We start from the raw sequence: 20,438 nt of genomic DNA on the forward strand, positions 1-20,438 counted from the left end.
AGGTAGCGAGCCATGTCACACACTGCGCGAATATGCCTGGTGCAAGTAAGAAAACCAGATCTTGCCGCTTACCCCGCCGGGGTATATCCTGGCCGCACTGCATACCCTCCGCCCGTATATCCAGGAGGCAGTCATGGTCACACGACAGACAATGCCGGCCGATCGGACCACAAAGCGCACCGCGGCGGACGACCGCACGGCGAGTACACAGTGGGAGGACATCGGCGCCGCCCTGCTCGGGCTATGGATCGTCGTCGCCGTTTTCTTCGACGGCCGGGCACACTGGCTCGGTCTGCCCGACTCCTTCTTCACCCCGTGGCACGGAGCGCTTTACGGCGGCCTGGCAGCACTCGGCGGCTGGCTCGTCGTAATGGGCTGGCGCAGACGAACGGGCTCGTCGGTCCTGACCGCATTCTTCGCACCCCCGGAGGGATATGGCTGGGCGTTGATTGGGGCGGCAATGTTCGCGGCCGGCGGCGCGGCGGACATAGCCTGGCACGAGATCTTCGGTATCGAGGCGGGGATCGACGCGCTTCTGAGCCCGTCGCACCTGCTGCTTTTCGCGGGTGCGGGCCTGCTCCTTTCAGGCCCGCTGCTGGCCGCGCGCGCCAAGGAAGGCAACCAGCCGAAGGTACGGCTTCTGCCGATCGTGGTGGCCGTACTCGCACTGTCAGCGGTGGCCGCGTTCGCGTTGAGTTTCCTGTCGGCCTTCCTTACCGATTCGCCCCTGCAGGCGGTAGGAGACTTCCCCGAGGGAACACCGGAACACGTCGCCACCGAATCGAGGGCGGTGGCCGGTCTGGGCAGCTATATCGTGACCTCGCTGGTGATCGTGCTGCCGTTGGTCTACCTCCTCCGCACTTGGCGGCTGCCGTTCGGTGTCGTGACCGCATTCGTCGTGGCGCACGCGACATTGGCGTCCATAGTTGTCGACTTCGCGTTCGCCGGAGCCTGGTTCGTCGTCGCAGCGGCGGCTGCGGGATTCACCGCAGACATCGCACTGGGCGTCGCGCGTCGGTCAGGCGCCTCCACGCGAACCCTGGCATTGGTGACGGCCGCCGGAGTGCCGCTCCTCTTTTGGTCGGCTTTGATGCTCACTCTGGAATGGACGCGCGGACTTCAGTGGTCCGCAGAGCTGACCGGTGGTGTGGTGGTCGTGTCGGCAATGGTGTCCGTGGTGATCACCCTGCTCATCGATCATCGAGAACCGGTCGCGACGACAAGGTAAGCGGTGCCCATCCAGCGGCGGAAACCGCGGGTGACGGTGTCCGCCGGTCGTTCGCGCCGGCGCGTCCACTTGCCGAGAAGCCGATCGAACGGCGGCACGGACGGCGTCAGGTCATAGTGGACGACGTCGACGGGGCTAAGTCCGGCCGCCCGCACCTGTCGACACAACCGCCCGGCCGAAAGCGCCCGGATACCCGACTTCGGCACACCGTGCCGCCGCTCGGGTGAGCGGCCGAGCAAACCCTCGACTCGACCCAGCAGTCGAAGAAACGGCCAGTAGACGCCCCATTCGAACAGCCGGTATGGACTCAGCGGGTTCAGCATGCTGACGAGGACGATCCCACCCGGGCGCACAACTCGGTCGAGCTCTCGCAAGACGGCGGCATGATCGCAGTACTCCAGCATTCCCATCGCGACCACGACATCGAAACCGGCGTCGGGGAACGGCAGCGCTTCCGCCACACCGACCACCAGTTCCATCTCCGCATCGGCCGCGCTGCCCGCGGCCTCGACGATCATGGCGGGCGATCTGTCGACGGCGGTGATCCGGAAATCTCCAGGGCGAGCGTCCAGCACACGCCGGACGAAGACTCCCGGCCCACAGCCGACGTCGAGAAGGTCACCACCGGAACATCGGTCCAAGACCTCGAACACGGCATGAAGTCTCGATGAGAAGTACCGCTCAGCCGGCCCTGCCCCCTGATATGAGGCGGCATAGGCGGCCGCGAACAACGGGTCATCGAACCGGGCGCGGAAGTCCTCACCGCCGGGCAGACCGTCCAGATCGGTATCGCGGTCCCCGTAGTGAATCTTCACCGCCGACCTCCCCGCAGCCATGACAACTACCCTTGATAGTAGTCAAACTACTATCAAGGGTAGTTGCGAACAACCGTTTCGTCGCAAACCGCCTCAGTGAGGCTGCGTGGTACGATCAGGCCTAGTAGACAGCGGACGCGGCGGCAACAAGCAGGCCAAGACGGGCAACAGGGAGGTCTCATGCGCGGTCTCGGCGATCTCGAGAGTGCGGTGATGGACATCCTGTGGCGCGCCGAAAGCCCACTGAAGGTTCGTGAAGTCCTCGAGCAACTCGACACCGGCAAGGACCTCGCCTACACCACGGTGATGACAGTGCTCGACAACCTGCATCGCAAGCAGTGGGCGGAACGCGAACGACGCGGTAAGGCGTTCGTCTACCACCCTGCGCAGAGCCGTGCGCAAGCCGCCGCGAAGTCGCTACGGGAGGTCCTGAACGAGTCCGGCGACCCCGAAGCCGTCCTTCTCCACTTCGCCACGACGGTGTCCCCCGAGGAATCAGCGGTACTGCGCAAGGGGTTGCGCAGAACGGCCCGCGGATGACCGCGGCTCTCGCACTCCTGCTGGGCGCGACCCTGACCGGCTGGCTCACGCCCGGCCTGCTGAACAAGATCGATCCGGCCCGGGCAGACCCCTTGGCGCTACTCGTCGCCTGGTTGCTCGCCGCCGTCGGCGTTCTTGCCGCGACCGTCGCGGGCACCGTGCTACTGCTGTCTCCAGGCCACGGTGCCGGCACCACCGTGATGTCGATCGTCAACGAGTGCCTGGCGGCGATCTCCCACGGCACTCCCCCACGCGCCGAAGTCTTCGCGGGCCTGGCCGGCATCGCGCTCGTCTCGCTCCTGACCCTCCGGTTCGCCGTCATCGTCGTGCAATTCGCGCGACGACGTGCTCGCATCCGCCGGCAGCACCTCGAGACCCTGCAAATGGCCGCCCGCTGCGACGACCGCTGCCCACGGACTTGGTGGCTGGACCACGACGAACCGATGGCATTCAGCTATGCCTATCGCCGGGGGGTCATCGTCGCGACCGAAGGGCTCGAACGGCATCTGCCCGCCGCCGAGGTCGCCGCTGTGCTGGCCCACGAGCGCGCCCATCTGCGTGGCAGGCATCACCACGTGATCACCTGGGTAGACGCACTCGCGAGGGCCTTGCCGTTCCTCCCACTCTTCCGTCAGGCTCCTTCGGCCGTGCGCAAGCTCGTCGAACTGGCCGCGGATGCCGCCGCGGTGCGCGAACACGGCGCCGAAACCGTGCGTTCGGCTCTGCTCAGCGTGGCAGGGCATGGCACTCCGGACGGCGCACTGGCCATGGGCGGCAGCGGCGTGGAGCTGCGGCTCGCCGTGCTGGCGAACGGAAGCGCACCCGCGGGGCCAATGAAGCGGGTCATGGCGTGCGTTCTCGCCGCGGCGACGATGACCACGCTTCCGATGATCACCGGTGCCGGCGTTCTGCTCTCGGTCGCTGTCGTCGCTTGCCCGTTGACTGGAGCTTGAGCGCGCTCAGGATCTGGCCACCGGCCAAGACTGCATCAGCAACTCGGCGTTCCACTGCTGACGAACCGACAAGACGGCCATCCCGACGATGAGTACGGCGACGGCGCCGCGCCGCCATCGTCGTGACAACCGGATCTCCAGCCAACGACCAGTGACCATCCCGATGCCGGAGCGGGCCAGCACGCAGAGAACCGCGACGGCGAGCGGGAAGACCAGCGGGTTGTAGCGGACAGCAGCAGCCGCTTCCCCAGTGAACAAGAAGAAGGTCGCCCGCGTACCGCCACACAACGGGTCCATGATGCCCAGATAGTGCAGCGGTCCGTGAAGATCGATCGTCGGCACGCCGACCAGACGCAACGTCACTGCCCCCACCAAGAAGACGGCGGCCGCGATCGTCAGCCCACGATGGCGATCGCGATTCAGGGAAACGAGAACGCGACCGGTCACAGTCCTACCCAAGGAAGCGGAATCGGCAACGGGCGGGTGCGAACCTGGGGTACAGGAACCAGGTCCGCACCCGCCGCGCCGTAACGAGTGACCAGCAGGGAAACTCGCACGAGTGTAATACTAACCACGGTAGTACCGGTACGCAATCCTCACCCTCACGTCATCCGTCATGTCGATGGCAGACTCCAGGCTCTACTACGGTCTATAGTAGAGCCTGGACCTGGCCCGAGGAGGCGCAATGGCTAGCTTCTGCCCACTCGGCATCTCAGCGGCGGCTTACCTGATCGGCATCCTCGACGAGACCGAACGAGCGGACTTCGAACGACACATTCGGTTTTGTCGGAGCTGCCGCCAGGAAGTCGACGACCTGACGCCGGTCGTCCGACTGCTCCAAGCCATGAAGGCCGACATCGCAACGAAGAAGCGAGCCCGGCCTGCCCGGAGCCCATGACTCTCCTCCTCTGAAACGGCGAGCGCCACGCCGGCGATCTATCTACTAGAACCCGTAGTAGCACGGTCGGCGCGTGATCCGATCTGGCAACGCGGGCGACAGCGAGGAGCGACAGTGACGGTCTTCGGCACCCACGTGCCCATTTCGAGCTGGACACTGGTCGCCCTGGTTGCCGGCTGTTTGGTCAGCGTGCCGCTGGCCAAGATGCTCGCGGCCCGCGCTGGCTGGGGCAGGAACGCCACCCTGACTACGCTCATGCTGCTCGCCGCCAGCCTGGCCATCACCCTGACTCCCGGTGAAGACTCGGGCGTCTACGAGTTTCACTCTTGCCTGTCCATCGGTACCGCAGACCCGGTCGACGGGCTCCTGCATTCCGGCGGCGGACTCGGCGGCACTCTGCTGAACGCCCTGCTGCTGCTTCCCCTGACCTGCGCGGCGACCCTGGCGACCAAACGTGCTCTGCCGATGTTGCTTTTCGCGTTCCTGCTTCCCGCTCTCATCGAGCCGTTGCAGACGCTGATCCCAGGCCGTTACTGCAGCTTGTCCGACCAGGCCGCCAACACGGTCGGCGCCGTACTGGGCGTGGCGCTCGGCTACCTGCTGCTGCGGCGAGCGAGCAGGCATGGATCCGATGACGCCACGCCCGAGCAGGCCCACGATCAGGGTCGTTGAGTTGCGCGGTAACCCAGCCCCTCGATCGCCTTGACCACGTCGTCGACGCTGCTTCGGTCCGCGTCCAGCTCGACGGTGCTAATCCCTTTTTTCCTGGTCGTCTGCGTGCTCAGCACGCCGGGGAGGTCTTCCAGCGCGTCGTCGATGAGCAAGGCGCAGCTGCCGCAGTGCATGCCGTCGACCTTGAAGATGAATTTCTCGGGTGATGCCATGGTGGACTCCTTGGACTCAGACGACGGTGATGACGCCGGTGTACATGCCCATACCGCAGGCGTAATCCAGCCGCCCTGGCTCCAGTACGCCCAGATCGATCCGGGTCTCCCCCTTGACAGGGAGAATCTTCTGTTCGTCGCGGATGACGAACGACCGCACGCAGCCCTGCGCCCCTTCCGACTTGACCACCAGCGTGGTGGGCACGCCGGATTTCGCTTGAACGTTCTCCGGACTGTAGGAACCGGTGCGCGCGGTGATCACCACGGTCTGTTTCCCGTCCATTGTGGATGCGGCCGCGGTGTCGGCCGCTGCGCCTGAGCCGCCGACGGCTTGGGCGATGCGGCTGGCCGACAGTGGTGATCCGGCGAGTTCCAGGCCTCCGTTGAGGGTGTAGAAGCCCATCGCCAGGACCACGAGCCCGGTCACCAGGGCGAGCCTGCCTTGCCAGGCGGTCGCGGCTTTGCGGGCGGCGTAGCCGAGGATCGCGAACAAGGGACCGGTGCCGAGTACGAACACCCCCATCGTCGCCGCGCCGGCGAACGCGCTGCCCGAGGTCAGCGCCAGGGCTTCGACGGACAAGGTCACCCCGCACGGAATGAGGACGGTGGCGAGGCCGAGCAGCGCCGGTGCCAGCGCGGCTTGCGATCGAGCCCGGTTCCGGACGATCTTCATCCACGAGATCGGCGGTTCGACGACTATCTTGCGGAATCCAGGTACGCCGAGCTGAGCCAGCCCGAAGACGATGATCAGCAGACCGGCGCCGATCTGCAGCCAGGTGCGGGCGCCGACGGACAGTTCGACCGCGCCGCCGACGGCTCCCAGGAGTGCTCCGAGCATCGTGTGCGAAACCAGCTTGCCGACGAGGAACCCGCCGACCGGCGCGAGGTCGTCACCGAGCTGAGCACGCCAGCCACGCTGACCCACCTCTTGTTCGGAACGGGCTTGAGTGTTCCCGTGATACTGCGTTCGACCTTTGGCGCGGCGAGCCGGCGTGGCCGGTGAGGCGGCTGCGGCCTTTTGGCGGGTGATCAATCCGGTCAAGAGTCCACCTTGGACCGCGGCGCAGGACACGCCGCCGGCGAACAAGCCGGTGACCAGGACAGCAGCAAGATTCATGCGAAAAGCCTCCTGCGAGGAAGTGGGAAGGAGTCGATGAGCGCGTGCCCGGCACAGCGGCCGGAACGATCAACCGGCCGTCGTGCGGGCAGACTCCTTCTACATCCGCAGAAGGCAGAGTTCCTCGAGTCGGGGGGTACGTGACCAGACGGCACGGCTCACTACCGCGTACTCCCGCCTGAAGGCCGTCACCAGGCCCCGCAAGCGTGACGGCGGTAGCGCCGCGACCGCCGCGACGACCGCGAAGACCGCGAAGACGAAGGCGAGGCAGGTCGCCAGCGTCCCGCCCAGATCCCGGTGATCGAGCGTGCCGCCGCTTTCCGCCGCACATGGGACGGCAACCCGCATCTCCGACGATGATGTCCCGTGCCCAGTGGCCTGGCTCGCGGCGACGGCGGCGGAGTCGCAGATTGTGTGCGTCTCCGCAGAGGCCATGCCATGTGCCATCGGCATCGCCATGCCTTCGGTGCATTGCAGACCGACGGCGAACGCCAAGCCGGCGAAGACGGCCAGTGCGGCGATAAGCCGTGCGAGCTGTCCTCGCAAGGCCGTCGTCCGGCGGGCTGTCCGAGTCACGACCGCGATGATACGGAGCCCGGACGTCAACTCCCCGTTCGGCTCCGGCAGTGCTCCACTTACTCCGAACATGTCGTCTCAGACCGTAGACAGAGTGTCTCTAAAAAGGCTAGCGTATGCGCTCGAATCCACCGAAGGGACGCCGCCGTGACCACACCACCCGACCGTCCGGACATTCCAGCCGACACCGAACCCGCGGATCGGCCGGAGCCGAGGCCTCGCTGGGTACTCGCGGTCGCGGCGGTCGCGATCACGCTGCTCATCATCTTCGTGGTCCTGCACCTGGCCGGCGTGAACATCGGCGGGCACCGATGACTCCGCGGCTGCGCAAGCTGTCGCTCACGGTCCACATCGCGACGTCGCTCGGCTGGCTCGGTGCCGTGGCGGCGTTTCTGGCGCTCGCGATCGTCGGCCTGGCGACTGAAGATATCCAGTCCGCACGGGCGGCGTACCTCGCGACGGAGATGGTGTCGTGGTTCGTGATCGTGCCCCTGAGCTTCGCCGCTCTGATTTCGGGCCTGATCCAGTCCTGGGGGACCGCGTGGGGATTGCTGCGGCATTACTGGGTGACGTTCAAGCTGCTGCTCACGACCTTGGCCACGGTCGTCTTGCTGGTGCACACGCAAGTGATCGACCACGTCGCGGCCACGGCCGGGCAGCCCTCCTTGCCACTGGAGCCGTTGTCCGGCATGCGGACCCAACTCGTCGTCGACGCCGCCGCCGCGATTCTGATCCTGCTCGCGACCACGGCGTTGGCCGTCTACAAACCGCGAGGACTGACGCGCTACGGGCAGCGCAAAGCAAGGACACGCGTAGGCTGATCCAGTGCCCAAGATCTGGAATGAGTCGATCAAAACGCACCGGCAGGCAGTGCGGGACGCGACTTTGGACACCGCCGCCGCTCTGGTCGGAGAACGTGGCCTGACCGGCGTCACGATGTCGCACATCGCCGAGCGCGCCGGGATCGGCCGCGCGACGCTGTACAAGTACTTCTCCGACGTCGAGGCGATCCTGATCGCCTGGCACCAGCGCCAGATCGCTCGCCACTTGAGCCTGCTCACCGCGGCGAAGGAACGCGCCACCGACCCGCTGGACCGGCTCACAGCCGTTCTCGAGACCTACGCCCTGATTTCTCATGAACACCACGGCACGGAACTGGCCGCCTTGCTCCACCGGGGCGAACACGTCGAACACGCCAAAGAGCATCTCAGGGGTTTCGTCGAGACACTGATCGCCGACGGCGCCCGATCCGGCGACCTTCGCGAAGACGTCCCGCCCGCCGAGCTCGCCACCTTCTGCCTGCACGCGCTCACCGCGGCCGACGGGATGCGGTCGAAGGCAGCCGTCCGGCGCCTTGTCCAGGTCACTCTGACCGGGCTGCTTCGCCATCCCTGAGTAACGAGGCACCACAACAAGGGTGTCCCGACACGGCAAGGTAAAGACTTGCCAAACAACTACTATTACACTTAGTATCAGTATTTGTCAGAGCGCTCTCGTAGCGTTCCGCACCGCTCGCGTCGTCCCTCCCCCTTGCGACGCGTGCCGGCGGGTGCGGGGTCCCGCATGACTCCGCACCCGCCTTTTCGTATCATCGACGCGATATATTCAATCCGATTAATCGCAAAAGGCAACGTGAGGTCATCGGCCCGCTTATCGACAACGACCGACATTCCCGCATGCCGGGACGTGAGGATAACCTGATCGACACTCGATCACGCTGTGTTCAAATAAAGTTCACCCTCAACTACCATGGGTAGTAGCTAGGCGCAAAATCGGGTGAATTCTTCGCGAGCATTAGAACCAATACGATTGAAGGTGGCAGACGGAAGATCTTTGCTGATACGGTCCGATAACTGTGAGAGGCTATCCGACTACGCCGCGTCGCAGAGTGAAGCCAATGCTGTGGCTCGTCACTCTGCTCTTCTGGCTTCTGTCGCTGCAGCTGGGGCAATGTTTCCCGCAAGCGCACGCCCATGCGGACGAGCATGTCGCCACGAGCGCCGTGACACATGCCCCACTGACCGACGACTGCGAACCTGAGCACCACGCACACAAGCAACACACGACCACGGACGCAATTCATCGCGGTACGCGAGGAACGACGGATACGACGTGGTCGGCGATTACCGTCGAGAATACGTTTACCGGATTATTCCACTTGCCGGTTCATTCCCCTGGCCATGGGAGCCCGGGACGGGATCCGTGCTTACCCGGACGTGCCTTGCTCATCGAGATCTGTGTCACGCGAACGTGATCGGGCTGAACGACCCAGCCCACCCCGTTCCGTTCGACCGTCGCGCCCCGCGACGATTCACTGAAAGAGATCTCGATGAGGACACCCCTGTCCCCCAACGGCCCGACCGTGCCCGGGACCACCCTCCCCGGCCAAAGGACCAGCACGCACGGCCGAAACCCGGCCAGTGCGGTCGGCAACACCCCGGTGCTGTGGATCGACGAACCGGACGCGGCGCCAGGCCGCGGCTTCTGGGCGAAGCTCGAAGGATTCAATCCCGGCGGCATGAAAGACCGCCCCGCCTTGCACATGATCGCCCGCGCACGCGAACGGGGCGACCTGGCCCCGGATGCGAGGATCGTGGAATCGACCAGCGGCACGCTGGGACTCGGCCTCGCGCTCGCCGGAATCGTCTACGGCCACCCGGTCACCGTGGTCACCGACCCCGGCCTCGAACCGATCGTGCACCGAATGCTGGCCGCACACGGAGCCCGTGTCGAGCTCGTCACCGCCCCGCACCCCACCGGCGGCTGGCAACAGGCCCGCCGGGACCGCGTGCAGCAGCTCCTCGCCGAAGAACCCGGCGCGTACTGCCCCGACCAGTACAACAACCCCGACAACGTCGATGCCTACGAACCGCTCGCCCTGGAACTCGTGGACCAGCTCGACCGCGTCGACACCCTGGTGTGCTCGGTGGGCACCGGCGGCCACTCGGCCGGGGTCTCGCGGGTCCTGCGCGAGCACTACCCGCGGCTGAAGGTCGTCGGCGTCGACACCATCGGTTCCACGATCTTCGGCCAGCCGGCGCGCCCCCGGTTGATGCGCGGACTCGGTTCGAGTATCTACCCACGCAATGTGGACTACAGCGGTTTCGACGAAGTCCATTGGGTCGCACCCGCCGAGGCGGTGTGGACCTGCCGCCGGCTCGCCGCGTCACACCACGCGACCGGCGGGTGGAGCGTCGGAGCGGTCGCACTCGTCTCCGGCTGGCTCGCGAGGACCGAGGCTGCCGACACCCGGATCGTCACGATCTTCCCCGACGGTCCCCACCGCTACTTCGACACCGTCTACAACGACGACTACTGCGCGGCGAACGGCCTGCTCGGACAGACCCCCGCGGACGAACCCGACGTCGTCGATGATCCCGCTGACCAGGTCGTCGAGCGATGGACACGCTGCGCACACGTCATCGACCCGTCCGAGGTGCGGGCGTGAAGGATCTGGCCGACAAGTTCCGGTCGTTCGACCGGCCTTCCCAGCTGCTGATGCTGAACCAGTTCACCATCAACCTGGGCTTCTACATGCTGATGCCCTACCTCGCCGGGCACCTGTCCGCGGATCTCGCGCTGGCGGGCTGGGCCGTGGGGCTCATCCTGGGCGTGCGGAACTTCTCCCAGCAGGGCATGTTCCTGATCGGCGGCACGCTGGCCGACCGGCTCGGCTACAAACCGCTGATCGTCGCCGGATGCGCGCTGCGGACCGGCGGGTTCGCCCTGCTCGGCCTCGTCGATTCGGTTCCGGCACTGATCGTCGCCTCGGCGGCCACCGGGTTCGCGGGCGCGCTGTTCAATCCCGCGGTGCGGGCCTACCTCGCCGAAGACGCCGGTGAAGAACGGCGGGTCGAGGCGTTCGCGTTGTTCAACGTGTTCTACCAGGCGGGTATTCTGCTGGGCCCGGTCGTCGGACTGGTCTTGACGAGCTTCGCCTTCCAGGTGACCTGCCTCGTCGCGGCCGCGGTGTTCGCGGTCCTGACCGTCCTGCAGATACGGTCCCTGCCACCTCGCTCGCGCGCCAACAAGGACGCGGCCGCACGGACCTCGATCAGACAGGACTGGGCGACCGCCTTCGGCAACCGCTCGTTCGTGCTGTTCTCGCTCGCGATGATCGGCTCGTATGTCCTGTCGTTCCAGGTCTATCTCGCGCTCCCCCTCGAGGCTCGCCTGGTCGGCGGCCCCGGAGTGGCCGGAACCACTTTGGTGGCACTGCTGTTCGCGGTGTCGGGAGGGCTGGCGATCGCCGGACAGCTACGGATCACCGCGTGGTGCAGACGACGGTGGGGATCCGGCAAATGCCTCGCCGTCGGCCTCCTGCTCATGGGAGCGGCTTTTCTCCCTCCCATGCTCACCGCGGGCGCGACCGCCGGTCCGGCGTTGAGCTGGGCATCGCTGATCCTCTCCGCCGCCCTGCTGGCACTCGGGACCATCGTGGTCTTCCCGTTCGAAATGGACACGATCGTCGCCCTCTCCGGCGGCAAACTGGTCGCGACGCACTACGGGCTCTACAACACCGTGGTCGGCGTGGGCATCCTGCTGGGCAACCTGCTCACCGGCACCGCCTTGGACATCGCGAGAAACGCCGGTGTACCAGCGGCACCATGGGCGGCCCTCGCCCTGATCGGCGCCGGCTGCGCCTGGTGCCTGCGCGCACTCGACAAAGCCGAACGCCTCACCCCGGTAGCGGTGTGAAAGCCATGACACTGCCGCATCCGCCGAAACAGATAGGTAACCTTGGGTCATGACGGCGAGCGCGCTCAGCAGAACCCAGCGGGTCTTCCTGCTGGGCGTGCTCGCCTTTTGCCTCGTGGCGATGCACCACCTCACGACGTCGACCGGCATGTCGGCGATGTCTCCGGCGGCACAGGTCACCAGCGTCGGACACGGCGAAGGAACCGCCGCCACCGAGCAGGACGGCGGCCATCCCACCTCCCCGCACGACGACCACGGCTTTCTGCACCTGTGCCTCGCCGTACTCGGTGCGATCGGCGCCCTGCTCGCCGGGCTGGGACTGCTTTTCCGGTTAAGCCGGGCCCATCCGGTGTTCAGGGCGGCCGAACCGGCCGGTCCGCGGGCCCCGCCGCCACCGGCCAGACCTCCGGACCGGCCCGGCAGGCTGATTTTGAACTCCTTGTGCGTATTGCGCGTGTGATGGACGGGTCTCCTCGTCGACCACACCCATTTCAGCAAGACAAACAAGGATGTATTCACCATGCGCAAATCACTGATCGTCAGCGGTGTCGCCATGACCGCCGCGCTTGTTCTCGCGGGCTGCAGCGGCAACGACGCCGGAATGTCCGGCATGGACCACAACAACTCGCCGGCGGCTCCGTCGTCGGGGCAGCAGGCCGGCCAGAACGCGGATGACATCGCCTTCGCCCAGCAGATGATCGAACACCACAGCCAGGCACTGGACATGTCCAAGCTGGTGCCGTCGCGCAGCACGAACCCTCAGGTCATCGACCTGGCGAAGCGCATCGAGAAGGCTCAGGACCCGGAAATCCAGCAGATGAAGGCTTGGCTGGCCGCGTGGGGCGCGGGCCCCGCGGCGAGTTCGAGCATGCCCATGGACCACGGCTCGATGTCGGCGACCCCCAGCGCGCCGACTTCCGGCATGGACCACGGCTCGATGTCCGGCATGATGACCGAGGCCGAAATGAAGGAACTCGAGCAGGCCAAGGGTGCCGACTTCGACAAGATGTGGCTCGGCATGATGATCCGGCACCACCAGGGCGCTGTCGACATGGCGAAGACCGAACTCGCCAAGGGTTCCAACGCCGACGCCAAGGCCCTCGCCCAGAAGATCATCGACGCTCAAGAGACCGAGATCCGCGAGATGCAGGGGCTGCTCCCGCAGGGCTGATCCACTGCCGCCGGGTCTCGACGGGATCCCCCGTCAGTAGGTACTATTACGTCTAGTACTACTTGCCGTAGATCTCTTCCGACTCGGACCACAGGTGATCGATGTCGCGTCATGCGCTCCGGATCGTCACACCGACCCGAAGTCACCTCGTGCAGCTCCTGCACTCATGGACTCAGGAGCCTCGCGTCCTGCACATCGGCGTGGCAGGCGAGGATATGAAGGCAGCTCTCGCGGATGCGGGATTTCTGTTGACCGTCACGACCAACGTGGACGATCTCGACATCACCTTGCCTGCCGGAACCTACTTCGACTCGATCTCGCTGAGCTCGGAAGCCTTGACCAGCAGGGAAAGTCTGCGCTCTCAGATTCACTTGCTGCGCAAGGCCGCCGAACACGTCACACCGGACGGCATCGTTCTCGCGGAAGTGCGTCCAGCGACGTCGCCCGCGCGAATCGAGCCACGACACGGCGCGCACATCCACATCGCCGATGAGCTCGATCTGATCGCCGAGATGGCCGGACTGCGTCGCGTGCACCGTTCTCAGCGCAGCGAAGACTCCCGCGAAGAGACCTTGGTGAGCCTGTACCGGCGCAAACAGTAGCGACCATCACATTCTGGCTTCTCGCTACTCTATGCCACCTACCTAGTACTAAGTGAAATAGTGGACAAGTGCGGCTCGTTACCTTACGGTGACCCGCGGGCCTTCGGGGCGGTCCGTGACCAGGCTCGAAAACACGACAGGAGATCCAGCACCCGTGACACCGCACCGACGCCGTACGGCTTCACTGCGCGTCTTGACTGCCGCCATTGTTCTCCCGCTCGGATTGAGCACGCTCCCCGCGAGTGCACAGCCGGCGCCGCCGCCCGCCGAGGCGCAGGACCCGATGTCTCGCTACCAGCGCCTCGGCGCCGACGCCGCCAAAGCCGAGGAGGACTTCTCCGCCGCGCAGGATGACCTGACCGCGCGGAAAGCCACGAGCACCCAGGCCGGCACCGATCTCGCGTCCGCCAACACGGCATTGGCGGACGCGGAGGGCGCTATCGCGAAGTTTCGGGGTGAGGTCGACAAACTCGTCACCGCGAATTTCCAGGGATCCTCTTCGGTCAATCAGCTGGCGGCCTTGCTCGACAGCGACAGCCGGACGGAGTTCCTGCAGAAATCGGCGGCTATCTCGTTGCTGTCCGGGCAGAAGGCCGACGCGCTCGCAGGCCTAAGGACCGCACTGGACCGCGCCGCCAAAGGTCGAGCACAGGCCGCAGAAGCCCAGAAACGTGCGAGCGAGGCGACAGCCGCCGCGCAGTGGGCACTGGACCAGGTCACCAATCGGAAGAACGACCTCGACCGGCAGATCAAGCAGGTTCGTCAGGCGCTCGGGGCACTTCCGGCGCAGGACAAGGCCAAGCTGGGCAAGGTCCAGGACAGTGGTTCCTATCTCGGCCCTCCCGGAGCGGCGAACGACGCCCTGCAGGCCGCGCTGTCCAAAAGGGGCTCGCAATATGAATGGGGCGCCACCGGCCCCGCCGAGTTCGACTGCTCGGGCTTGACCTCGTGGGCCTACCGCCAGGCGGGCGTCAACATCCCCCGCACCAGCCGCCAGCAGTACACGGCCGGAAAGCCGGTCTCGCTCGACCAGTTGCAGCCCGGGGACTTGCTGTTCTATGACGACGGGACCGGAAATCCCGGTGCCATCCACCACGTCGGCATGTTCGTGGGCAGCGGGAAAATGGTCGACGCGCCGACCGAAGGGCAACTCGTCGACGTGCGCTCGATGAAGGGTGACGGGCACCTGATCGGCGCGAGGCGCATAGTCGGCTGAGCAGGGCAGGACGGTATCCTTCCCGCCAGGAGGTGTCATGCGTCGGTTGGGCGAGCTCGAAGCCACGGTGATGGACGTGCTGTGGCGCGGTTCGGAACCCATGCTGGTCCGCGAGGTGCTCGAAGAGATCGCCAAAGAGCGGGACCTGGCGTACACCACGGTCATGACCGTGCTGGACAACCTGTACCGCAAGGAATGGGTCGTCCGCGAAATGGAAGGCCGCGCATACCGCTACCGGGCGATCACCTCGCGTGAGGAAGCGACCGCTCAGGCTCTTCGTGACGTGCTCGACACGGCGAACGACCCGGAATCGGTGCTGCTGCACTTCGCGCAGTCGGTCTCCGAGGAAGAGTCGGACATCCTGCGCCGCGCCTTACGCCGAAAGCAGCGAAAGCGGTGATCCCCGCCGCCGCGCTCCTCCTCGGCGTCCTGATCGTCGGCTGGTGTTCCCCACCGGTCCTGGCGAGGCTCGGGACGCCACAGGGCAGCCCGGCGGCGGCGATCACCTGGTGGCTCATGGCCTCGATCGGCGTGCTGGTGAGCACGGTCGGCGGCGTGCTCCTTCTCGCCCTGCCCGGTCATGGCCCCGCGGATCAGATCACGCGCCTGATCGACGCCTGTCTGTCCACGATCAGTCACGACGGGATCCCGTCGCTCGACCTGGTGGTCGGCGGTACGGCCGGTGTCCTGCTGACGTTCGCGCTCCTCCAGCTGCTCGTGTCCTCGGTCAGACGTCGACAGCGCCGCAATCAGCTGCATGAGCGGCATCTCGACGCGCTGCGGCTGTCGGGATCCCGGTCATCGGATCGCGTCCGGACCCTGTGGCTGCCTCATGAGGACCCGGTCGCCTACAGCCTGGGCGGACGCCGGGCCATGATCGTCGCGAGCAACGGGCTGCGTAACCGGCTCACCCCCGCCGAGCTGCGAGCGGTGCTCGCCCACGAGAACGCCCACGTCCGCAGCCGTCACCACCTGCTCACTGGCTGTGCCGACGTACTGGGCAGGACCCTGCACTTCGTCCCGCTCATGCGCGAACTGCCGAAAGCGATCGGCCTCTTCGTCGAGCTCGCCGCCGATCGGACAGCGGCCGCGGAATGTGGAGCCGGACCGGTGCGGTCGGCGCTGCTCACCATTGGGGCCACCGGCGGTCCGAGGAAAGCACTCGCGATGTCGGGTGGTGACACTTCGATCCGGCTCAGCCGGCTTGAGGACCGTCGACAGCTGTCCTTGCGGTCCGGTGTGACCAGCGTGCTCGGCGGCGTCGCCTGCTTGACAGCACCTGCCGTCGTCGCCGCCTCCCTCATGGGGGCGTTCAGCCTGGCCTTCTGCTGATAACTGACTCAGCCGACCGGCAACAGGCCCGACAGTCCAGTACGCCACAGCAACCGGCGGATCGTCGCCGAGGGCAGGAACCGCAGGGCGATGCGGTCGGCGACACAGCGAGTGTTGAGACTGACCAGAGCTGACAGACCGCTGGTATCGCAGAAGTCCACCGCGTTCAAATCGACGTCCACGCTGCTCGGCACCGGGTCGAGTGCCCGGCTGAGCTCCGCTTTAAGGAACCCGGCCGTCGCAAGATCGAGGTCGCCGGACACGGTGATGATCACGTGCCCGGGCTCTGCGCTGGTGGTCGCCACCGACAGCGGCTCCACCCTGCCGCCACTGTCTCCGCCTGACACCGTCATCCCCTTCCCTGGGGCCCGCCTCAAAAGTATCGCAAGACCAGGCGAAACGCCGTGTGGAGGGCAGACCTTGAATGGTCTCGCCCTCCACGCGGTGGTACAGCCGGTCATCGCACGACCGCCGGGTCACCTCCGGCGACTTCGCTCGGCTGGGCCTTGGGGGTCCGCAGGGTGGCCATGGCCAGGAAGCCACCGGCGATCGCGATGCCCGCGGCACCGAGGAACGCCGCCGAGTACCCGCCGGTCAGTGCGACCGGGTCACCGACGCGTCCCGCGCCGAAGGACACGGCGACCGCGGTCATCGCGGCGAGGCCGAGTGCCGAGCCGATCTGGTACGAGGTGTTCACGATCCCTGACGCGAGTCCGCCTTCCTCCGGTTTCGCGCTGGAGATGGCGGTGCCGAGCGACGGGATGAACGCCAGCGCCTGACCGAGCGCGGCGACCAGCGACGCGGGCAGGACGTCGACGAGGAAGTTGCCGGTCGGGCTGACGAACGACAGCCACACCAGTCCCGCGGCGAGCGCCCACAGGCCGCCGATGATCATCTTCTTCGGCCCGAACCGGCCGATCAGTTTCGGTGCGACCGCGACCATCAGCACCACGATCAGCACCGTCATCGGCAGCAGCGCGGCCCCGCTGGCGAAGGCCCCGTAGCCGAGGACCTGCTGCAGGTACAGGTTGAGGAAGTACCACATCGGGATCCACGCCGCGCCGAGCAGGAACTGCGCGAGGTTCGCGCCACCGAGGTTCGGCGTGCGGAAGATGCCCAGCCGCACCAACGGAACTTCCCGCTTGCGCTGGATCAGCACGAACACCGCGAGCAACGCGATACCGCCCGCCAACGCGCCCCACGTGCCGGCCGAGTCCCAGCCCGCTTCCGGTGCGCGGACCACGCCGAACACGGTCAGCCCCAGGCCCGCGGTCGCCGCGATGGCGCCGGCGACGTCGACCGAACCACTCCGGGCGGGCGCAGACGGCATCAGCTTGCCGGTGGCCAGGATCGCGAGCAGCGAGATCGGGACGTAGAGCCAGAAGATCCACGGCCAGGACAGCCACTCGGTGATCACGCCGCCGAGGAACACACCCGCGGTACCACCGGCGGGCGCCGCCGCACCGTAGAGCGCGAGCGCCTTCGTCAGCTCACGGGGACGCGCGCCGAACAGCATCATCAGCAGGGTCAGCGCAGACGGCGCGATCAGCGCCGCGCCCGCGCCTTGCAGCACCCGGCCGAGCAGTTCGACCCACGCGGTGCCCGCGACCGCGGCGACCACCGAGCCGCCGAGGGTGACCACCCAGCCCGCGGTGAACATCTTCCGCGCGCCGAACAGGTCCGACAGGCGTCCGCCGAGCAGCAGCAGCCCGGCCAGCGCGATGACATAGGCGTTGAAGACCCACGACAGATCCCCCGGTGAGAACCCGAGGTCCTGCTGCATGGCGGGGAGAGCGACGCCGATGATCGAGGTGTCCATGATGACCATGAACTGGGCCAACGCGATGAGTCCCAGCGCCCACCACCGTCGTGGGTCCGGGGTTGCCTCCGCCATGACGACCGTCCTTTCAGGATCCTATTACCCCTAGGGGGTATTGCGGAGTTGAAGGTAGACCGATTGACCCTCGCCACACAAGTACCGGGCGGGGGTATCAGTGTCACGATCGTCACAGGCGACGTTTTCGTCACAAAACCCGTTGCGAGACAAAGAGTCATCACGTAGAACATCGAAGACCTCAAAGGCGGTCGCCCGAAGAAAGTCAGAGCCTATCGACGACTAGGAACCATCAGCGCTGGACAGATACCCCCTACGGGTATAAAGTCTCCGATGCCCGACCGACAGCATGAGGAGGATCCGTGCAGCGTCTTCAGTCGCTTGACCCGGCCGACGCGCCGGCCAAGTCCGCCGAGCTGCTCGGCGACATCATCGGACGGCGTGGCTCGGCGGGCCCGATGGTGTCCGCGATGGCCAACTCCCCCGCGCTCCTTCAGGGCTATCTCGACTTCTCGCGCGCCATGAAGCGGGCCAAGCTTCCCCGGGCACTCAGCGAGAAGATCTCACTCGCCCTGCAGGAGTGGATCGGCTGCGCACTGTGCCTGCAGGCACACACACGGGCCGCGCAAGCCGCTGGGCTCAGCGACAACGACATCGCGCTGGCCCGCCAGGGCACCTCCACTGATCGGCGCGAAGCCGCCCTGATCGCGTACGCCGTGCGAGTCCTCGCCGAACCGTCTTCACTCGGCGATGAAGACATCGCCGAGTTGCGCGAGCACGGCTGGAGCGACCAGATCATCGCCGACACGGTGGGACTGGTGGCACTCAACCTGCTCACCGGTTCGTTCAATCTCGTCGCAGGACTCGAACCCGCGCCTGCCGAGCAGTCCACAAAGGAGAAACACAACCATGTCGGTTGAGCACGACCACTCGCACCACGAACACCAGCACCACGGTGACCACGGTGGACATGCGGGTAATGGAGGCCACGAACACCACCAACCGGGCAAGGTCTCCTGGGGCATGGCAGCGTCGGCCACCCTGCACTGCCTCACCGGCTGCGCCATCGGTGAAGTCCTCGGAATGGTGATCGGCACCGCGCTGGGCTGGGGCAACGTCGCGACCATCGTGCTCGCCGTCGCGCTGGCGTTCGTCTTCGGCTACGCGCTGACCATGCGTGGCGTGCTCCGCGCGGGTGTCGGGTTCAAGCAGGCCCTCAAGGTCGCGCTCGCGGCGGACACCGTGTCGATCCTCGTCATGGAGATCATCGACAACGCGGTGATGGTCGTCGTTCCTGGCGCGATGGAAGCCGGCCTCGCGAGCTGGCTGTTCTGGGGCGCGCTCGCCTTCGCACTGCTCGTGGCCTTCGTGCTCACCACGCCGGTCAACAAGTGGCTCATCGGCCGCGGTTCCGGACACGCGGTGGTGCACGCCTACCACCACTAAGGTGTCCACAATGGAGATCACGTATCACGGCGGCGACGACTGTCCGCTCTACGCGGTCTCTCGCGGTTCTGGGCCACCCCTTGTGCTTCTGCACGGGGGTGGCCCTGATCATTACAGCCTCGTCCCGCTGGCCGAGCGGTTGGCGGACCGGCACACGGTCATCCTCCCTGACGTGCGCGGCTACGGCCGATCGGTCTGCACCGACCCGGCCCGGCACACCTGGACCCAGTACTCCGACGACGTCGCCGCGCTTCTCGACCATCTAGGCGAAGAGCGCGCCGTCGTCGGTGGAACCGGACTCGGCGCCACGATCACCCAGCGCACCTGCCTCGAACATCCCGGCAGGGTTCGCGCCGCCATCCTGATCAGCGTCGAAGACATCGAAGACGACGAAGCGAAGCAAGCCGAGATCGCGTTCATGGACGCGTTCGCCGAACGTGTCCGAACCGACGGCATCGAAGCCGCCTGGGCTCCCGTTCTGCCCGACCTCGCTCCGGTCATCGGCGCGCTGGTCCGGGACGCCATCCCGCGCTCCGACCCCGCGAGCATCGCCGCCGCGGCCGCCATCGGCCACGACCGCTCGTTCCGCTCCGTCGGCGAGCTCGCCGCGATCACCACGCCCTCCTTGATCTTCCCCGGCATGGACCAGCGGCATCCGACCGCGCTGGCGGAGAACGTCGCCCGCGTCATGCCCAACGGCCGTCTCGCACCCGTTTCCCTCTCGGAAACCTTGCGCACCGCCGAAGACCTCGCCGACGCTTTCGCGCCCGCCATTCGCCGGTTCCTTGCTGAGTCGGGTGCATAGAAGCGTGCGCGGCTGACGCGTACCACCCTCCGGGGATGTGTCGCCGCTGCGAACAGATCTGCCGTGAACTATCGGCACTCCGCGCCCACCAAAGCAATCCACTGAGGACAGTCCGGCGCGGACAGTAGTTCGAAACAACAGAGAGGCGCTCGTGTGGCACCGGAAGTGCCGCACGAGCGCCTCGTCTCGAGCGAGGGTCAGCTCGCCGTGCTGCGGAATCCCTTGAGCCGCAGGCTGTTCGTGACCACGAAGACCGAGCTGAACGCCATCGCGGCGCCGGCGATCATCGGGTTGAGCAGCCCCGCCGCGGCCAGTGGCAGCGC

At 66.4% G+C, this 20,438-nt stretch carries 26 protein-coding genes; 19 read left to right on the forward strand and 7 right to left on the reverse strand.

Annotated elements, in window-relative coordinates:
- Positions 1-133 precede the first annotated feature (133 nt).
- Positions 134-1,228 carry a hypothetical protein gene (locus tag ACFVM3_RS33460; protein WP_378443910.1) on the forward strand — a complete coding sequence of 365 codons (1,095 nt, stop codon included), beginning with the start codon at positions 134-136 and terminating at the stop codon, positions 1,226-1,228.
- Here ACFVM3_RS33460 and ACFVM3_RS33465 read toward each other — a convergent pair.
- Entirely contained in the window at positions 1,198-2,043 is an 846-nt protein-coding gene (locus ACFVM3_RS33465) for a class I SAM-dependent methyltransferase (protein WP_378443911.1), read from the reverse strand. The genes ACFVM3_RS33460 and ACFVM3_RS33465 overlap by 31 nt on opposite strands.
- Positions 2,044-2,223: 180 nt before the next feature.
- Here ACFVM3_RS33465 and ACFVM3_RS33470 point away from each other — a divergent pair, with 180 nt between their 5' ends.
- Entirely contained in the window at positions 2,224-2,583 is a 360-nt protein-coding gene (locus ACFVM3_RS33470; RefSeq protein WP_378443912.1) for a BlaI/MecI/CopY family transcriptional regulator, read from the forward strand.
- The gene (locus ACFVM3_RS33475; RefSeq protein ID WP_378443913.1) at positions 2,580-3,536 is read left to right on the forward strand and encodes a M56 family metallopeptidase; all 957 of its coding nucleotides are present in this window, start codon (positions 2,580-2,582) and stop codon (positions 3,534-3,536) included. The genes ACFVM3_RS33470 and ACFVM3_RS33475 overlap by 4 nt, the downstream gene beginning before the upstream one ends.
- 6 nt (positions 3,537-3,542) lie before the next feature.
- Here the strand turns inward: ACFVM3_RS33475 and ACFVM3_RS33480 are convergent, their stop codons facing one another.
- Positions 3,543-3,983 carry a DUF2752 domain-containing protein gene (locus ACFVM3_RS33480; protein WP_378443914.1) on the reverse strand — a complete coding sequence of 147 codons (441 nt, stop codon included), beginning with the start codon at positions 3,981-3,983 and terminating at the stop codon, positions 3,543-3,545.
- A 238-nt stretch (positions 3,984-4,221) separates the two neighbouring features.
- Between ACFVM3_RS33480 and ACFVM3_RS33485 the strand changes: the two genes are divergently transcribed.
- Together ACFVM3_RS33485 and ACFVM3_RS33490 are read left to right on the forward strand one after the other, a co-directional pair.
- Entirely contained in the window at positions 4,222-4,434 is a 213-nt protein-coding gene (locus ACFVM3_RS33485) for a zf-HC2 domain-containing protein (RefSeq protein WP_378443915.1), read from the forward strand.
- 114 nt (positions 4,435-4,548) lie between these two features.
- Positions 4,549-5,106: a VanZ family protein gene (locus ACFVM3_RS33490; protein WP_378443916.1), complete on the forward strand. Its 558-nt coding sequence runs from the start codon at positions 4,549-4,551 to the stop codon at positions 5,104-5,106.
- On the opposite strand, the gene ACFVM3_RS33495 is transcribed toward ACFVM3_RS33490, so the two are convergent.
- From ACFVM3_RS33495 to ACFVM3_RS33505, 3 genes are all read right to left on the reverse strand, one after another.
- Entirely contained in the window at positions 5,094-5,318 is a 225-nt protein-coding gene (locus tag ACFVM3_RS33495) for a heavy-metal-associated domain-containing protein (RefSeq protein WP_378443917.1), read from the reverse strand. The two genes, ACFVM3_RS33490 and ACFVM3_RS33495, sit on opposite strands and share 13 nt — an antisense overlap.
- Positions 5,319-5,334: 16 nt before the next feature.
- Complete coding sequence (locus tag ACFVM3_RS33500) at positions 5,335-6,435, reverse strand: sulfite exporter TauE/SafE family protein (protein WP_378443918.1); 1,101 nt, start codon at positions 6,433-6,435, stop codon at positions 5,335-5,337.
- Positions 6,436-6,534: 99 nt separating this feature from the next.
- A complete protein-coding gene (locus tag ACFVM3_RS33505; protein WP_378443919.1) occupies positions 6,535-7,011 on the reverse strand; it encodes a hypothetical protein in 477 nt (158 codons plus the stop codon).
- Between the two features lie 147 nt (positions 7,012-7,158).
- Between ACFVM3_RS33505 and ACFVM3_RS33510 the strand changes: the two genes are divergently transcribed.
- The 11 genes from ACFVM3_RS33510 (at position 7,159) to ACFVM3_RS33560 (ending at position 16,030) form a co-directional block, all read left to right on the forward strand.
- On the forward strand, positions 7,159-7,326 hold the full coding sequence (locus tag ACFVM3_RS33510) for a hypothetical protein (RefSeq protein WP_378443920.1): 168 nt from the start codon (positions 7,159-7,161) through the stop codon (positions 7,324-7,326).
- Complete coding sequence (locus ACFVM3_RS33515) at positions 7,323-7,832, forward strand: DUF2269 domain-containing protein (protein ID WP_378443921.1); 510 nt, start codon at positions 7,323-7,325, stop codon at positions 7,830-7,832. The genes ACFVM3_RS33510 and ACFVM3_RS33515 overlap by 4 nt, the downstream gene beginning before the upstream one ends.
- Before the next feature lie 4 nt (positions 7,833-7,836).
- A complete protein-coding gene (locus tag ACFVM3_RS33520) occupies positions 7,837-8,406 on the forward strand; it encodes a TetR/AcrR family transcriptional regulator (RefSeq protein WP_378443922.1) in 570 nt (189 codons plus the stop codon).
- A gap of 934 nt (positions 8,407-9,340) precedes the next feature.
- Positions 9,341-10,459 carry a PLP-dependent cysteine synthase family protein gene (locus ACFVM3_RS33525; protein WP_378443923.1) on the forward strand — a complete coding sequence of 373 codons (1,119 nt, stop codon included), beginning with the start codon at positions 9,341-9,343 and terminating at the stop codon, positions 10,457-10,459.
- Entirely contained in the window at positions 10,456-11,709 is a 1,254-nt protein-coding gene (locus tag ACFVM3_RS33530; protein ID WP_378443924.1) for an MFS transporter, read from the forward strand. The genes ACFVM3_RS33525 and ACFVM3_RS33530 overlap by 4 nt, the downstream gene beginning before the upstream one ends.
- 49 nt (positions 11,710-11,758) lie before the next feature.
- A complete protein-coding gene (locus ACFVM3_RS33535; protein ID WP_378443925.1) occupies positions 11,759-12,169 on the forward strand; it encodes a hypothetical protein in 411 nt (136 codons plus the stop codon).
- Positions 12,170-12,229: 60 nt separating this feature from the next.
- Entirely contained in the window at positions 12,230-12,880 is a 651-nt protein-coding gene (locus tag ACFVM3_RS33540; RefSeq protein ID WP_378443926.1) for a DUF305 domain-containing protein, read from the forward strand.
- 149 nt (positions 12,881-13,029) lie between these two features.
- A complete protein-coding gene (locus tag ACFVM3_RS33545) occupies positions 13,030-13,482 on the forward strand; it encodes a hypothetical protein (protein ID WP_378443927.1) in 453 nt (150 codons plus the stop codon).
- A gap of 115 nt (positions 13,483-13,597) precedes the next feature.
- A complete protein-coding gene (locus tag ACFVM3_RS33550) occupies positions 13,598-14,698 on the forward strand; it encodes an NlpC/P60 family protein (protein WP_378443928.1) in 1,101 nt (366 codons plus the stop codon).
- Positions 14,699-14,735: 37 nt separating this feature from the next.
- A complete protein-coding gene (locus ACFVM3_RS33555) occupies positions 14,736-15,098 on the forward strand; it encodes a BlaI/MecI/CopY family transcriptional regulator (protein ID WP_378443929.1) in 363 nt (120 codons plus the stop codon).
- Positions 15,095-16,030: a M56 family metallopeptidase gene (locus tag ACFVM3_RS33560; RefSeq protein WP_378443930.1), complete on the forward strand. Its 936-nt coding sequence runs from the start codon at positions 15,095-15,097 to the stop codon at positions 16,028-16,030. Before ACFVM3_RS33555 ends, ACFVM3_RS33560 begins: the two co-directional genes overlap by 4 nt.
- 8 nt (positions 16,031-16,038) lie before the next feature.
- Here ACFVM3_RS33560 and ACFVM3_RS33565 read toward each other — a convergent pair whose 3' ends face one another.
- Positions 16,039-16,350: an STAS domain-containing protein gene (locus ACFVM3_RS33565; RefSeq protein WP_378443931.1), complete on the reverse strand. Its 312-nt coding sequence runs from the start codon at positions 16,348-16,350 to the stop codon at positions 16,039-16,041.
- A 137-nt stretch (positions 16,351-16,487) separates the two neighbouring features.
- On the reverse strand, positions 16,488-17,924 hold the full coding sequence (locus ACFVM3_RS33570; protein ID WP_378443932.1) for an MFS transporter: 1,437 nt from the start codon (positions 17,922-17,924) through the stop codon (positions 16,488-16,490).
- Between the two features lie 302 nt (positions 17,925-18,226).
- Between ACFVM3_RS33570 and ACFVM3_RS33575 the strand changes: the two genes are divergently transcribed.
- Genes ACFVM3_RS33575 through ACFVM3_RS33585 form a run of 3 tightly spaced genes read left to right on the forward strand, consistent with a single transcriptional unit; the run spans position 18,227 to position 20,115 of the window.
- Positions 18,227-18,784: a carboxymuconolactone decarboxylase family protein gene (locus tag ACFVM3_RS33575; protein ID WP_378443933.1), complete on the forward strand. Its 558-nt coding sequence runs from the start codon at positions 18,227-18,229 to the stop codon at positions 18,782-18,784.
- Positions 18,774-19,310, forward strand: a complete 537-nt coding sequence (locus ACFVM3_RS33580) for a DUF4396 domain-containing protein (RefSeq protein ID WP_378443934.1) — start codon at positions 18,774-18,776, stop codon at positions 19,308-19,310. Before ACFVM3_RS33575 ends, ACFVM3_RS33580 begins: the two co-directional genes overlap by 11 nt.
- 10 nt (positions 19,311-19,320) lie before the next feature.
- Entirely contained in the window at positions 19,321-20,115 is a 795-nt protein-coding gene (locus tag ACFVM3_RS33585) for an alpha/beta fold hydrolase (RefSeq protein WP_378443935.1), read from the forward strand.
- Positions 20,116-20,438: the final 323 nt, after the last annotated feature.

Origin of the sequence: Amycolatopsis sp. NPDC057786, assembly GCF_042797905.1 — a bacterium.
In the GTDB taxonomy this organism is placed as follows: Bacteria; Actinomycetota; Actinomycetes; order Mycobacteriales; family Pseudonocardiaceae; genus Amycolatopsis.